This window comes from Bradyrhizobium sp. SZCCHNS3052 (genome assembly GCF_032484495.1).
Lineage (GTDB): Bacteria > Pseudomonadota > Alphaproteobacteria > Rhizobiales > Xanthobacteraceae > Bradyrhizobium.
On the sequence record NZ_JAUETB010000005.1, the window covers coordinates 262,933 to 277,428 of the forward strand.

The 14,496-nt window shown below is 65.1% G+C and carries 13 protein-coding genes; 10 read left to right on the forward strand and 3 right to left on the reverse strand.

Going from position 1 to position 14,496, the window contains the following annotated elements; all coding sequences use genetic code 11:
• Window positions 1–16: 16 nt before the first annotated feature.
• Window positions 17–1,759, reverse strand: a complete 1,743-nt coding sequence (locus tag QX073_RS19165; RefSeq protein ID WP_316226181.1) for a fumarate reductase/succinate dehydrogenase flavoprotein subunit — start codon at window positions 1,757–1,759, stop codon at window positions 17–19.
• A 112-nt stretch (window positions 1,760–1,871) separates the two neighbouring features.
• The gene (locus QX073_RS19170) at window positions 1,872–2,645 is read right to left on the reverse strand and encodes a ferredoxin--NADP reductase (RefSeq protein WP_316226182.1); all 774 of its coding nucleotides are present in this window, start codon (window positions 2,643–2,645) and stop codon (window positions 1,872–1,874) included.
• Window positions 2,646–2,899: 254 nt separating this feature from the next.
• Here QX073_RS19170 and QX073_RS19175 point away from each other — a divergent pair, with 254 nt between their 5' ends.
• The 6 genes from QX073_RS19175 to QX073_RS19200 all read left to right on the forward strand — a co-directional run bounded on the left by QX073_RS19175 (window position 2,900) and on the right by QX073_RS19200 (window position 8,452).
• Window positions 2,900–3,190: a gamma-butyrobetaine hydroxylase-like domain-containing protein gene (locus QX073_RS19175; protein WP_315713523.1), complete on the forward strand. Its 291-nt coding sequence runs from the start codon at window positions 2,900–2,902 to the stop codon at window positions 3,188–3,190.
• Between the two features lie 74 nt (window positions 3,191–3,264).
• On the forward strand, window positions 3,265–4,050 hold the full coding sequence (locus QX073_RS19180) for a Crp/Fnr family transcriptional regulator (RefSeq protein WP_315752353.1): 786 nt from the start codon (window positions 3,265–3,267) through the stop codon (window positions 4,048–4,050).
• Between the two features lie 163 nt (window positions 4,051–4,213).
• Entirely contained in the window at window positions 4,214–5,629 is a 1,416-nt protein-coding gene (locus tag QX073_RS19185) for an ABC transporter substrate-binding protein (protein ID WP_316226183.1), read from the forward strand.
• Entirely contained in the window at window positions 5,626–6,513 is an 888-nt protein-coding gene (locus QX073_RS19190; protein WP_315825322.1) for an ABC transporter permease, read from the forward strand. The genes QX073_RS19185 and QX073_RS19190 overlap by 4 nt, the downstream gene beginning before the upstream one ends.
• Window positions 6,510–7,382 (forward strand): ABC transporter ATP-binding protein, encoded by an 873-nt coding sequence (locus QX073_RS19195; protein ID WP_315769575.1) that lies wholly within the window; start codon window positions 6,510–6,512, stop codon window positions 7,380–7,382. The genes QX073_RS19190 and QX073_RS19195 overlap by 4 nt, the downstream gene beginning before the upstream one ends.
• Window positions 7,383–7,693: 311 nt before the next feature.
• Window positions 7,694–8,452 (forward strand): SDR family oxidoreductase, encoded by a 759-nt coding sequence (locus tag QX073_RS19200; RefSeq protein ID WP_316226184.1) that lies wholly within the window; start codon window positions 7,694–7,696, stop codon window positions 8,450–8,452.
• Window positions 8,453–8,465: 13 nt separating this feature from the next.
• Here the strand turns inward: QX073_RS19200 and QX073_RS19205 are convergent, their stop codons facing one another.
• A complete protein-coding gene (locus tag QX073_RS19205) occupies window positions 8,466–9,491 on the reverse strand; it encodes a LacI family DNA-binding transcriptional regulator (protein WP_315825325.1) in 1,026 nt (341 codons plus the stop codon).
• 223 nt (window positions 9,492–9,714) lie between these two features.
• Here QX073_RS19205 and QX073_RS19210 point away from each other — a divergent pair, with 223 nt between their 5' ends.
• The 4 genes from QX073_RS19210 (at window position 9,715) to QX073_RS19225 (ending at window position 14,426) form a co-directional block, all read left to right on the forward strand.
• Window positions 9,715–10,854 (forward strand): sugar ABC transporter substrate-binding protein, encoded by a 1,140-nt coding sequence (locus QX073_RS19210; protein WP_315825326.1) that lies wholly within the window; start codon window positions 9,715–9,717, stop codon window positions 10,852–10,854.
• A gap of 76 nt (window positions 10,855–10,930) precedes the next feature.
• Window positions 10,931–12,472 (forward strand): sugar ABC transporter ATP-binding protein, encoded by a 1,542-nt coding sequence (locus QX073_RS19215; RefSeq protein ID WP_315713530.1) that lies wholly within the window; start codon window positions 10,931–10,933, stop codon window positions 12,470–12,472.
• Complete coding sequence (locus QX073_RS19220) at window positions 12,469–13,449, forward strand: ABC transporter permease (protein ID WP_315752346.1); 981 nt, start codon at window positions 12,469–12,471, stop codon at window positions 13,447–13,449. The genes QX073_RS19215 and QX073_RS19220 overlap by 4 nt, the downstream gene beginning before the upstream one ends.
• Entirely contained in the window at window positions 13,446–14,426 is a 981-nt protein-coding gene (locus tag QX073_RS19225) for an ABC transporter permease (RefSeq protein ID WP_315713532.1), read from the forward strand. The genes QX073_RS19220 and QX073_RS19225 overlap by 4 nt, the downstream gene beginning before the upstream one ends.
• Window positions 14,427–14,496 lie beyond the last annotated feature (70 nt).

The following is a 14,496-nucleotide window of genomic DNA, read 5'->3' on the forward strand; positions in this document are numbered from 1 at the left end:
GTTCTCCTTCTGATCGTCAGGCGCTGGCGCGGATGCGCTGCTTGTCGTAGAGGTCCTTCTCATCGTCCGCGATCGGCACGACATAGGGCTGCACCGCCCGCTTCTCGCTGGTCATGCGGCCGTCCAGCTTGCTCAGCAGCGTGTGACAGAACCAGTTCTCGTTGTCCTTCTCCGGAAAATCGGTGCGCCAGTGATAGAGCCCCCAACGGCTCTCCTCGCGGAACAGCGAGGCATGGGCGGCCATGTCCGCGCAATCCATGATCGACTGTACCTCCAGTGCGCGCAGCAGTTCATGCGCGTTGCGTGCGATCATGCGCTCCTGCATGTCCTCGCGGACCTCGGCGAGCCGGCGCATCCCGAGCTCGTACTTTCGCGTCACCTTCGGCGGCTGCAGATAGTCGTTGACCAGGCGCCGCGTCTTGTACTCGATCTGGTTCGGCGGAATGCCATCCTCGCGTTTCGTCGGCGCCAGTACGCGCTCACGCTCCAGCGCGATCTCGGCGGCATCGATGTCGCCGAAATCATGATTGTCGGCGAACTCCATCGCGTCGAGCCCGGCGAACGAACCGTTGGTGAATGCGCCCAGCATGTAGTTGTGCGGAACGCTGGCCATGTCGCCGGCCGCATAGAGCCCGGGGACGGTCGTGCGGGCATTGTCGTCGACGAACACGCCCGACGCGCTGTGGCCGGAGCAGAAGCCGATCTCCGAGATGTGCATCTCGATCGATTCCTTGCGGTAGTCGACGCCGCGGCCCTCCTGGAACAGCCCCCGCGTGGGCCGCTCGACCTTGTGCAGGGTGTGCTCGATCTCCTCGATGGTCTTGTCGTGCAAGTGCTTGAGCTGCAGGAACACCGGCCCCTTGCCCGACAACAGCTCGTTGTAGAATTCCAGCATCATCTGGCCCGACCAATAGTCGCATTCGATGAAGCGGCGATCCTCGTTGTTGGCGGTATAGGCGCCGAAGGGACCGGCGACATAGGCGCAGGCCGGACCGTTGTAGTCCTTGATCAGCGGATTGATCTGGAAGCATTCGAGATTGGCGAGCGCCGCGCCCGCGTGGTAGGCCATCGCATAGCCATCGCCGGAATTGGCGGCATTCTCATAGGTGCCGAACATGTAGCCCGAGGTCGGCAGGCCGAGCCGTCCCGCCGCGCCCATGCACAGGATGACGGCCTTGGCCTTGATCACCAGCATTTCGGCGGTGCGGGTGTTGACGCTGACGGCGCCGGCGACGCGGCCATCGCTCGACTTCAGCAGCCGCGTCGCCATGTAGCGGTTGGAGATCAGGATGCGCGCCCGCCGCAGCTGGCGATACAGCGCCTTCTTGACGGTCTCGCCGTTCGGCATCGGCAGCACGTAGGTGCCGATGTGGTGCACCTTCTTGACGGCATAGTCGCCGTTCTCGTTCTTGAGAAAGCGGATGCCGAAGCTGTCGAGCTCCTCGATGATCCCGTAGCAGCTCTGGGCGTATTTATAGACCGCCTTCTGATCGACGATGCCGTCATTGGCGATCGTGATCTCCTTGGTATATTGCTCCGGCGTCGCATAGCCGGGGATGACCGCGTTGTTCAGGCCGTCCATGCCCATCGAGATCGCGCCGGAGCGCTTGACGTTCGCCTTCTCCAGCAGAACGACGTTGGCCTTCGGATTCTTCATCTTGGCCTTCAGGGCGGCCATCGGGCCGGCGGTGCCGCCGCCGATCACCAGCACGTCGCAGGACACCTCCGAGAGGCCGTCGACGATCTCATCCATTGCCATTCTAAGCTCCTGCTTGGCCGGGGTCACACCGGTCCGGATCAGACTTGTTCAGCGGGGGCACCCGGCGATAGCAATTAGTTGTCGCCTGAGCGCATTTCTTCGCGCCGGCCAGTCAGCGCTCGACGAACGCCTTCTCGACCACGAAATGGCGGGGCGTGCTGTGGTTGCCTTCGACGAAGCCGCGGCCCTCCAGCATGGCCTGGAGCTCGGCCAACATCGCCGGGCTGCCGCAGAGCATGACGCGGTCGGTCTCGACATCGAGGTCGGGCTCGCCGATGTCGGCGAACATCTGCCCCGATGCGATCAGTTCGGTGATGCGGCCGCGGTTGCGGAACGGCTCGCGGGTCACCGTGGGGTAATGAAGCAGCCGGTTCCGGACCAGCGGTCCAAAGAATTCGTGGCCGCGCAGGCCATCGACGAGCTGCTCGCCATAGGCGAGCTCCGAGACCTGGCGGCAGCCATGGGCCAGCACGATGGTCTCGTAGGTCTCGTAGATGTCGGGATCCTTGACCAGGCTGGCGAACGGCGCCAGCCCGGTGCCGGTCGACAGCAGCAGCAGACGCCTGCCCGGAATCAGGTTGCCCGCGATCAGCGTTCCCGTCGCCTTGCGCCCCACCAGGATGCGATCGCCCTCTTTGATCTTCTGCAGCCGGGAGGTCAGCGGCCCGTCCGCCACCTTGATGCTGAAGAATTCCAGCTCCTCCTCGTGATTGGCGCTCGCCATGCTGTAGGCGCGCATCAGCGGCCGGCCGTCGACCTCGAGCCCGATCATCGCGAACTGGCCGTTCTGGAAGCGGAAGCCGGGATCCCGCGTGGCGGTGAAGCTGAACAGCGAATCGGTCCAGTGCCGGACCGACAACACCGTCTCGGTCTGAAAAGCGCTCATCGTCGTCTCCTGAGGCGCGGGGCGCGCCGTGTGGCGGTTGCTGACGACGATGTCGCGGAAACGGCGCGGTTCGGCAATTTCGAACGCGCCGCGGCGGTGGATTAGTTGCAAAGATTGTTCCGCGGGAAGGCGAGCGCGCGGCAACGAAGCACCTCGCGCTCCACATTCCGTCGAACGAGGCAATTAGTTGCTGGGAGCCCCGGTCCGTCTCCCCTAGCGTGACGACGCCGGCTTCGGCACAACCAGGAGGCGCCATGATTCCAGCCGATACCCTCAACAGCGAAGTCAGTCCCGACCTGGCGTCGTTACGGCTGCGGAATGCCGGCGGCGCTCCCGCGGAGCTGTCCGCCGAACGGCTGCGGCTGTCCTGCATGTGCGCGCATTGCAGGCGGGCCCGCCTCGACGGCCGCTTCCCGGCGCAGTTTCCCGGGATCGGCATCGTCGGGGTCGGAGATCTCGGTTACGGCTTGAACATCGCGTTTTCCGACGGCCACAATCGCGGCATCTATCCGAAATCATACCTTTGGGAACTCGTTGCCGCCTGAGGTGCGTCGCGCGGTGACGGATGGCACGAACATTGCTCCGCTTCTGATCAGTATGATCAATGCGGAGGCAAGACATGTTGCTGCAGGCAGCCAAATCAGCTGCGGACGCCGTGCCCTCTCCCATGACGTCAGCGCGCGCGGTGACCAGTTCGTCGCTCCTGCTCACCGAAAGCCAGCAATCCATCGGCGGCCCGCCGTCGCTGATCGAAAGGCTCAGCCTGCGCGAGCGTGAGCAGGTGCTCAAGCAGGGCCGCCGCAAGGTGCTGAACCGCGGCCAGACGCTGTTCAGCCAGGGCGCCAGGCACGACGGCATCTTCCTGGTCGAGAGCGGCCGCATCCGCGTGTTCTATACGTCGCCGCAGGGGCGCGAGATCACGCTGGCCTATTGGCATGTCGGCAATTTCGTCGGCGGTCCCGAGGTGTTCGACACCGGCGTGCATCAATGGTCCGGCATCGCCGCCAGCAATGCCAGCGTGATCCAGCTTCCCGGCAAGGAGCTGCGAACGCTGGTGGCGGAGATCCCCAATCTCGCGATCGGACTGATCGAAGGGTTGAGCTTCAAGGGAAAATGCTACTCCGCCCTGGCCCAAATGCTGGGGACGCGTTCGATCACCGAGCGGCTCGCTCATCTGCTGCTGCATCTCGTCGACCTCTATGGCGTGGATGATCCCGACGGCAAGGTCATTGCCGCGGCCTTCACCCATGCCGACATCGCCCACATGGTCGGGGCGACGCGGCAGTGGGTGACGATCAGCCTCAAGCGGATGCAGGAAAAGAATATCGTCCGCACCAGGCGTTCGCAGATCGTGGTCTGCCGGCCCGACGTCCTGGACGAGATGCGCGGCCAGGCCGCGGATTAGCCGGCCTGCTCATGCAAGCGGCTGTCATGAGCGAAATTGCCCAAGGAGTACGCAACCGGATTTTGACGGCAACTAATCCACCCGCTGCCGAACTCCGGATTTGCGCTCGTGGACGCGGCCTTCATCATGGCGCCATCAGCCATCCAACCGAACGGGGATGAGAATGGTCCGCTGCCGTCACGCGCTCTTGCTATCCGTCACCTGTCTGTCCCTGATCGCGGCGCAGCCCGTCGCAGCAGAGACAGTCACGATCGGCATAGGCACCCAGGACACCACGACCAACACGGTGACGGCCGGCACCATCGTGCGGCAGCTTCACCTGCTGGAGAAGTATCTGCCCAAGGACGGCAAATACGCCAACATCAAGTTCGAGATCGAGTGGCAGAACTTCACCTCCGGTCCGCCCGTCACCAACGGGATGATGGCGAACAAGCTGCAGTTCGGCATGATGGGCGACTACCCGCTGATCGTGAACGGCTTCACCTTCGAGAACAATCCCGAGAGCAAGAGCCGGCTGATCGCCGTCGCCGCCTACAGCCTCGCCGGCTCCGGAAACGGCATCGTCGTTCACAAGGACTCGCCCTACTACGAACTCTCCGACCTCAAGGGCAAGCTGGTCAGCGTGCCGTTCGGCTCGGCCGCACACGGCATGGTTCTGAAGGCGCTTCAGGACGGCGGCTATCCGGCGGATTTCTTCCAGCTGGTGAGCCAGACGCCGGAGGTCGGCTCGACCAACCTGCAGGAAAAGAAGATCGACGCGCACGCCGATTTCGTGCCGTTCGCGGAACTGCTGCCGTTCCGTGGCTTTGCGCGCAAGATCTTCGACGGCGTCCAGACCAACCTGCCGACATTCCATGGCGTCGTCGTCCGCACCGACTTTGCGGAGAAATATCCCGAGGTCGTCGTCGCCTATGTCAAGGCCGTGATCGCCGCCAATCAGTGGCTGCGCCAGGATCCGAAAGCGGCGGCCGAAAAGATCCAGGAATGGACCGGGATCAACAAGGAGGTCGTCTACATCTTCCTCGGCCCCGGCGGCAACATGACCACGGATCCGACGATCAAGCCGGCGCTGGTGGATGCCGCCGCAACCGACGTCAAGGTGTTGCAGAGCCTCGGCCGCATGAAAGAGTTCGATCCGAAGACATGGGTCGACGACAGCTACATCCGCAAGGCCTATGCCGAGCTGAAGCTGGACTACGACAAGGATCTCGCAAGCACCGCGAACTACGAAATCTCCGGCGAGGACAAGTTCTGCAACAGGCCGATCACCGAGCCGCGCAAGGCCGGCGAGGTCTGGGTCGACGGCGAGGGCATCATAGCCTTCAGCAGCGCGACCTGCACGCTCGGCGCCTATGCCGACTACAAGGCCAAGGGCAAGAAGATCAACGTCGCCTACGTCTTCGACACCGCGCGCGGCATCAAGCTGTTCGCCGACCAGGCGTTCTTCGCCGCGGCCAATGGCGAGATCGCGCCGTTCCTGCTGAAGAAGGATGCCGAGGCCTATGCCGCCAAGATCGGCGGCAAGGTGATGGGACTTGATGACGCCGTGAAGCTGGCGGTCGCGGGAGGCAAGACTTGAGCAGCCCCGCTTTGATGACATCCCCCGACCAGGCCGCGGTGACCGCCGCGCCTGGCACCGCGATCCCGCCGAGCCGTCCGGACGTCTCCGCCCGCGCGGCACGCTGGTTCCGGCTGAACCAGGACAGGCTGCAGTCGGTGCTGATCGGCACCGCGTCGCTGATCCTGTTCCTGATCGGCTGGCACCTGCTGACGACCTACCGCGTCGTCTTCTTCGTGAAGTTCACCAACGTGCCGGCGCCGCTGGCCGTCTATGCGAGCTTCACCAAGGCGATCCACGATCCGAAATTCCTGATGCACATCCTGCTCAGTTGCCGCCGGATCTTCATCGGGTTCTCGCTGGCCGCACTGGTCGGCGTGCCGCTCGGCCTGATCATGGGCCGCTTCAGGCTGGTGCACGAGATCGTGTTTCCGGTCGCCGAGGTGCTGCGTCCGATCCCGGCGATCGCCTGGGTCCCGATGGCGATCATGCTGTGGCCGACCAACGAGCAGAGCATCGTCTTCATCACCTTTCTCGGCTCGTTCTTTCCGATCCTGGTCAACACGCTGCACGGCATGACGCTGGTCGACCCCGTGCTGGTGCGGGCCGCCAAGTGCCTCGGCGCGCGGGAGACCGCGATCTTCCGCGAGGTCTATTTCCCGGCGTCGCTGCCGCACATCTTCACCGGCCTCACCGTCGGCATGGGCGTCGCATGGGTGTCGCTGATCGCGGCCGAGATGATCTCGGGGCAGTTCGGCATCGGCTACTTCACCTGGGAAGCGTATTCGCTGGTCCAGTATGCCGACATCGCGCTCGGGATGATCGCGATCGGCGTGCTCGGGCTCGGCTCGAGCCTCGTGATCCGCGCAGCCGGACAGTTGGTGATGCCCTGGAGGTCGCGATGAGCCAAGCCGCAGCGGATACGAGACAGGGCCATATCGAGGTCTGCAACTTCGCCCTGAGCTACGAGACCATCGACGGCGCCGTCGAGGCCGTCACCGACACGCAGATCCACGTCGAGCCTGGTGAGTTCGTCTCGATCGTCGGACCGTCGGGTTGCGGCAAGTCGACACTGCTCAACGCCGTCGCGGGTTTCCTCAAACCCACCAGCGGCGTCGTCACGGTCGACGGCCATGCCGTGACGGGTCCGAGCGCCGAGCGCGGCATGGTGTTCCAGCAATATTCGCTGTTTCCCTGGAAGACGGTGCGCGAGAACGTCGAGTTCGGGCTGAAGATGCGCGGCATGCCGAAGTTCGAGCGCGCACGCGCGGCGCGCACTCTGCTCGGGCTCGCCGGCCTCGAGGCGTTCGAGAACCATTATCCCGAGCGCCTCTCCGGCGGCATGAAGCAGCGCGTCGGCATCGTGCGCGCGCTCGCCACCGGTCCCAAGGTGCTGCTGCTCGACGAGCCGTTCGGCGCGCTCGACGCGCAGACCCGCATCATCATGCAGCAGATCCTCACCAACATGTGGCAGCGGCTGAAGATCTCGGTGCTGTTCGTCACCCACGACATCGACGAGGCGATCTTCCTGTCCGACCGCGTCTACTGCATGACCGCGCGCCCGGGCTCGATCAAGGCCGAAATCCAGATCCCGCTCGAGCGGCCCCGCCAGCAAGCGATGATGATGTCGTCGGAGTTCCTGGCGCTGCGGCGCGGGCTGATGTCGCTGATCCGCGAGGAAAGCCTGAAGGCGATGGGCGGCGAGATCACCGATCTCGGCATGCAGGGACTCAGTATCGAGCTGCAGGGCCAGTCGATCGCCGAAATCCTCTGAGGCGCTCGATCCGCGACGTCCGCTCCAGCTGCGCCCGAAGCGCCCGATGGTCGCACCCGGGCAGCGCATCAGTGCTGGCGTCCCTGCCGGTCCTGACGCAGAATGCCGGAAAGCCAAACAAGGACATCGCAGGGGGAGCACCCGGATCCGTCGGCATCGACATCGGGCGCGAGAGTTGCTCGCAGGCGCACACGAAGGGGTCCAGGCGAACGCGCACCGGCCGTGCATCGCACGGCACGGACGACGTTCGAGATCCGGCCAGTGTCGTCGTCGGGCGCGGCTGCTCTCCAGGCGCAACTGAGAGGAAGCCAATGCAGGGCACCATCTATCCGAGCCTCAAGGATCGGGCCGTCCTCGTGACCGGCGGCGGCTCCGGCATCGGGGAAGCGATCGTGCGCAATTTCCTCGGCCAAGGCGCGCGTGTCGGATTCATCGACATCGATCTGGAGGCGTCGCAGCAGCTGCTGGCGAGCCTGCCTGCGGAGGCCAAGGTGCACTTCGAGCATGCCGACCTTCGCGACATCGGTGCGCTGAGGGCCGCGGTCGACGGCGCCCGTGCGGCGCTGGGGCCGATCACCATTCTGGTGAACAACGCCGCGCGTGATGACCGCCACGCGATCGAGGACGTCACGCCGGACTATTGGGACGAGCGCATCGCCGTGAACCTCAAACATCAGTTCTTCGCGGCCCAAGCGGTCGCGCCGGACATGATCCAGGCCGGAGGCGGCGCGATCGTCAATCTCGGTTCGGTGAGCTGGGTGCTCGGCCAGGGCAACATGCCCTGCTACACCACGGCGAAGTCGGCGATCCAGGGACTGACCCGCGCCCTCGCCCGCGATCTCGGACCCAATAACGTGCGGGTCAATTCCATTCTTCCGGGCTGGATCATGACCGAGCGGCAGCAGAGACTCTGGCTGACGCCCGAGGGCGAGGCCGAGCTCATGCGCCGCCAATGCCTCAAGCGCAAGCTCGTGCCGGACGACATCGCCCGCGTGGTGCTGTTCTTCGCCGCCGACGACAGCGGCGCCTGCACCAACCAGAACTACATCGTCGACGGCGGCTGGGCCTGAGGCTCGACCATCATCACGAAGCCACGAGGTGCGGTCCGGTGCTGCCGCGTGCGACGATCTCGAAGCCGAGGTCGATCCGCCGCGTTCTCGGCCGCTTGCCGGTGGCGATCACCTGAAGCACCAGTTCGGACGCCACGCGCCCCATGTCGGCGCGCGGCGTCAGCACGGTCGACAGCGGCGGATTGGAGGCCGCCGCGAATTCCAGGTCGTTGAAGCCGATCAGCGAGATCCGGCGCGGGACCTCCAGCCCCGCCTGCTGGCAGGCGAATAGCGCACCAAGCGCGATGTTGTCATCGCAGCAGAAGATCGCATCGGGAGCTTCGCTCGCGAGCATCTCCTCGGTCAGCTTCCGCCCCAGCGAGATCGTCGCCTGCGCCGGCAGCCAGGCCACCAGCGACGTGCCGTCCAGCCCCGCTTCGGCCAGCGCCGCACGATACCCCTCGAGCCGGGCGCGGGCCCGGTCATCGCGCTGTCCCGAGAGATAGGCGATCCGCCGATGTCCCAGCTCGATCAGGAAGCGGGTCGCGGCGTAGCCGCCCTGGCGCTGCGAAAGTCCGACATTCAGATCGATCGGATCGTCGGTCAGCTCGAACGTCTGCACCACCGGAATCCGCGAACGTTCGAGAACGCGCCGCGCGGCCCGCGTCTGGTTCACTCCGACCAGGATCAGCGCCTCGATGTTCTGGCCCAGCAAGGTCCTGATCGCGCCCTCTTCCTCCTCCGCCGAGTAGCGGCTGCTGACGACGACGGGGCGAAAGCCGAGCGGCAGCAGGGTGTCGTAGATCGCCTGCAGGTAGTCCGCGAAGATGCCGTTGGAGAGCGACGACACGACGATGCCGATCGAATGCGTGCGGGTCGAGGCGAGCCGGCTCGCCGCGAAGTTCGGCACATAGGCCAGCCTGTCGACCGCGGCATCGATCCGCTTGCGCAACTCCGGCGACACCATATCGGGCCGCCGCAGCGCCCGCGACACAGTGACAGCGCTGACATGGGCGATGCGCGCGACGTCCTCCAGCGTGGTGCGACGCTTCTGAGACATGATCCTTGCAACATTGATTCACGCGGATTTGTCCGAACCATATTCATGACATGCGGCCGGCCGCTTGGCAAAAGCCGCGCGACGGTAATTGACAGCGCTATCATTGATCAGTAACGCTTGGCGGGTCGAGACGACGAGCAATGCTCGCACAACCTCCGGAAACAAAGAGGCGTCTCGCACATGCGTCATTGATTTGGCGCCACAACAACAGGGGAGGTCACGAATGTCGTCCAAGTCGATGAGGGCGCGATGCCTTGCCACTTGTGCATCGCTGGTGTTGGTCACGGCGTTTGCCGGCAAGGCGCTGGCGGAGCCGGAGATGGTCAAGGGACCGGCGACCGAGCCTGAATGCATGGTGCCGTGGACCACGGACACCAAGTTCTTCAAGTTTCCGGCCAAGAAGGGCCCGTACCGCATCGCACTGGCGAACGGCTACATCGCCAATACCTGGCGCATCCAGATGATCCAGACCGCGAAGGCCTATGCGGCGCAGCCGGAGGTCAAGGCCAAGCTGAAGGAATTCAAGGTCGTCTCGACCGGCGAGGACGTACCGGCCCAGATATCGGCAATCAACAACTTCATCGATTCCGGCTATGACGCCATTGTCGTCAACGCGCAGAACCCGACCGCGTTCGGGCCGGTGATCAAGCGCGCCAAGCAGGCCGGCGTGATCCTCGTCGCCTTCGACAACATCCTCGCGACGGAAGATGCGATCAACGTCAATGTCGACCAGAAGGGTCTCGGCGAACTCTGGGCGAAGTGGCTGGTCAAGAACGTGCCCGGCGGCGGCAAGGTGCTCGAGGTGCGCGGCGTCGCCGGCACCTCGGTCGACACCGATCGGCACAACGGCTTCCACTCCGTTCTCGATGCCTCCGGCAAGAAGTGGCAGGTCACCGAGGTCGTCGGCAAATGGGACGACGGCGTCGCCCAGAAGGCCACGGCGGATGCGATCGCGACCAATGGCCCGTTCGATGCGATTTCCGGCCAGGGCGGCGACACCGGCATCGTGCAGGCCATGCTCGACGCCAAGCACAAGATGGTGCCGTTCGGCGGCGAGACCGAAAACGGCTTCCGCAAGTTCTGCGCCGCCAAGGCGTCCGAAGGCCTGAAATGCTCTTCCGCCGGTACCGGACCTGCGCAGGTCGCGGTCGCGATCAAGGTCGCGCTCGCCGCGTTGGAAGGCAAGGTGGTGCCGCAATCGGTCAAGCTGCCGCTCGCCGTCGTCGAAGATCCGAACTTCAAGAAGGATCAGGACTACTTCCCGGCCCAGTCCGACAACTTCTTCGTCGGCAACTCCTTCCCGACCTGCGGCATCAACTTCACGGCGCAGGAGATCATGGGTCAGTCGAAGGAAAATCAATAGGCCGGTGTGATCGCTGGTCCGCGAGTTCTCTCGCGGCCAGCCCGTCCCTATTGACCAAACGACTGAGGGAGCAAGCATGATCGCGGCCGAGCCGCTGTTTCGCGCCGAAGGACTGTCCAAGCGCTACGGCGGCGTGATCGCTCTCGACGGTGCGGACCTGGAGGTCCATCCCGGCCGCATCCACGCCATTCTCGGCGAGAACGGCGCCGGCAAGTCGACGCTGATCAAGCTGATGGTCGGCGTGGTCGCGCCGGACGAAGGCAGGATGACGCTTGAAGGACGCGCGGTCGCCTTCAGCGGTCCCTCCGCCGCGAACGATGCCGGCGTCGTCTGCATCTTCCAGGAGCTGTCGCTGATCCCCGACCTGTCGGTCGCCGACAACATCATGATCTCGCATCCGCCGACGCGGTTCGGCATGATCGACCGGCGCGCCCAGCGCCGACTTGCCGAGGAGGCGCTGCACCGCGCCGGCGCCAGCGACATTCATCCGCGCGCGCTGGTGAAGGACCTGCCGCTGTCGCGCCGCCAGATGGTCGAGATCGCGAAAGCGCTGTCGCGGCAGCCGAAGATCCTGATCCTCGACGAGGCAACCTCGGCGCTGACCGCATCCGACGTGACCAAGGTGTTCAAGGTGCTGAAGCGCCTGCGCAGCGAGGGGCTGGCGCTGCTCTACATCTCCCATCGCATGCACGAGATCGCGGAGCTCGCCGACGATTGCAGCGTGTTCCGCAACGGCCGCCGCATCTCGACCTTCCCGGCCGGCACCAAGACGGATGCCGAAGTGATCGAGCTGATGATCGGCCGCGAGTACAAGCATGCCTTCCCGGAAAAGCCGCCGCGCAAGACCGATGGGCGGCCGCCCGCGCTGCAATGCAGGAGCATCAGTTGGGGCGACCGGCTGAAGGACATCTCGTTCTCGCTGCAGGCCGGCGAGATCATCGGTCTCGGCGGGCTCGACGGCCAGGGCCAGCGCGAGCTGCTGCTGGCGCTGTTCGGCGTGCTGCGCGACTGTCGCGGCGACATTCTGATCGACGGCAACAAGGTGACGATCGACAGCCCCGTCACCGCCAAGTCGGAGCGCATCGGCCTCGCGCTCATTCCGGAGGACCGCAAGACCGAAGGACTGATGCTGCCGATGTCGGTGCGCGACAATCTCTCGGCCGCCGCCTTCGACCGGTTCGCGACATTCGGCATCATCGACCGGCAGCGGCAATCGATGCTGATCGAGGAGATGATCCGCCTGATCGAGATCAAGACCGCCTCCCCCGATCTCGCCGTCAGCGCGCTCTCCGGCGGCAACCAGCAGAAGGTCGTGATCGCGAAATGGCTGATGAACAAGCCGCGCATCATCCTGCTCAATGATCCGACGCGCGGCATCGATGTCGGCACCAAGCAGGAGATCTACCGGCTGCTGCGCCGGCTTGCCGACGAGGGCGCCGCGATCCTGCTCTATTCGACCGACTATGACGAGCTGATCGGCTGCTGCGACCGCGTGCTGGTGATGTACGATGGCGCGATCAGGCGCGAGCTCGCGGGCGCCGAGATCACCGAGCGCGCGCTGGTCAGCAGTGCGCTCAATGTCGACGAAGGCGAGCGAGCGGAAGCGAGTCTGGCATGACCGAGTGGCGGTACTGGCTCTCCGAACAGCGCGGCACCCTGCTCGCGATCGGGATCTTCGTCGCGATGTTCCTGCTCTATGCGACCAATCATCCGGCCGGCTTCAGCGCCAACATGGTGCAGACCGCGGCCAACAAGGCGACGCTGCTGGCCTTTGTCGCGATGGCGCAGGCGATCGTGGTGATCACCGCCGGCATCGATCTGTCCGTCGGCATGATCCTGACCCTGACCAACTGCCTCGCATCCTGGATCGTGGTCGGCACCGCCACCGAGACCGCGCTCGGCGTGGCCGGCGTGCTCGGCACCGGCATCGTCTGCGGCATGATAAACGGCGCGATCGTGATCTTCGGGCGCCTGCAGCCGATCGTGACGACGATCGCCACCGGGGCGATGTACTACGGCATCGCGCTGTTCCTGCGGCCCAATCCCGGCGGATCCGTCAACGAGACGCTGGCGGATGCCTTGACGGGAAGATTGTTCGGCGTGCTGCCCACGAGCCTCGTGGCACTGGCTGCGGCGGCGCTGCTGATCTGGGTACCCTATAGCCGCTCGGTCGTCGGCCGCGCCGCGTTCGCGACCGGCTCCTCCGAGGTCGCAGCCTACATGTCCGGCGCGCCGATCCGCGCGGCCAAGTTTGTCGCCTACACCTTGGCTGGCCTATTGTCGGCGATCGGCGGCCTGTTCCTGACGTTCTTCTCCTACACGGGCGAAGCCGCCTATGCGAGTGGCAATGCCTACACGCTGTTCTCGATCGCGGCCGTGGTGCTCGGCGGCGTATCGCTGATGGGCGGACGCGGCAGCGCGATCGGGGCGATCTTCGGCGCGCTCGCCTTCCGCACCATCGGCGATCTGCTGTTCGTGTTCGATTTCGATCCGCTGTGGCAGCCGCTGTTCCAGGGTCTCGTGCTGATGCTCGCGGTCTCGATCGGCGCGTTCGGTCTGGTGCGGGTGCGCAATCGGCTGGAGTGGTTCGGATGAGCGACGCAACGGCACCACGACCGACCCATCGCGGGATCGCCATGCTGCGTCGGATCGATCCGGCGGTGGCGGCCTCGTTCGGCTGCATCCTGCTGCTGCTGCTGGTGGGCAGCCTCTATTCGCGCAGCTTCCTGTCGCCGGATTATCTGCTGCAGCAGTTGAAGGTCGCGAGCTTCCTGGGCGTGATCGCCACCGGCATGATGCTGGTGATCCTGCTCGGCCAGATCGATCTCTCGGTGCCCTGGGTTGTCACGACGGGCGCGATGATGGCCTGCGCGGCGGCCGCCCATGGCACGACCGGCGCCATCATCGCGATTCCCTGCGGCATTCTCTGCGGAGCCGCCATCGGTCTCCTGAACGGCATCGGCGTCGCCTATCTGCGCATTCCCTCGATGATCATCACCCTGGCGACCAACGCGGTCGCGCAAGGGCTGATGGTCGCCTACACCGGAGGCTTCGCGCCGCAGGATTCCGCCTCCAAGGCGATGCGCTATCTCGCCACCGGCAATATCGTGCCCGGCCTTCCCAACGCGGTGCTGGTGTGGGCGATCATCGGCGGCGCCGCGATCTGGCTGCTGTCGCGGACCACGTTTGGCCGCGCCATCTATGCCATCGGCAATCGCGAGCGCGCGGCCTATCTCTCAGGGATCGATACACGCCGCATCACCATGCTGGCGTTCGCGCTGTCCGGCGCCCTCTCCGCCTGCGGCGGCGTTCTGCTCGCGGGCTACGCCTCGAAGGCGGCGCAGTCGATGGGCGACGCTTATCTGCTGCCCTCGATCGCGGCCGTCGTGCTCGGCGGCACGCACATCCTCGGCGGCCGCGGCAGCTATCTCGGCACCGTCGCCGGCGTCGTGCTGATCACCCTGCTGCAATCCATTCTGTCGGTGATGCAGATCAGCGAGGCCGGTCGCCAACTGATCTACGGCGCGGTGATCATCCTGATGCTCCTGATCTACGGCCGCCAGAAGCTGTGATGCATGCGACGTCGCGACGGACTTTGCTGACGGCGACCACCTCTCGCGCAAGCCCGCGAGCGATCGGCCG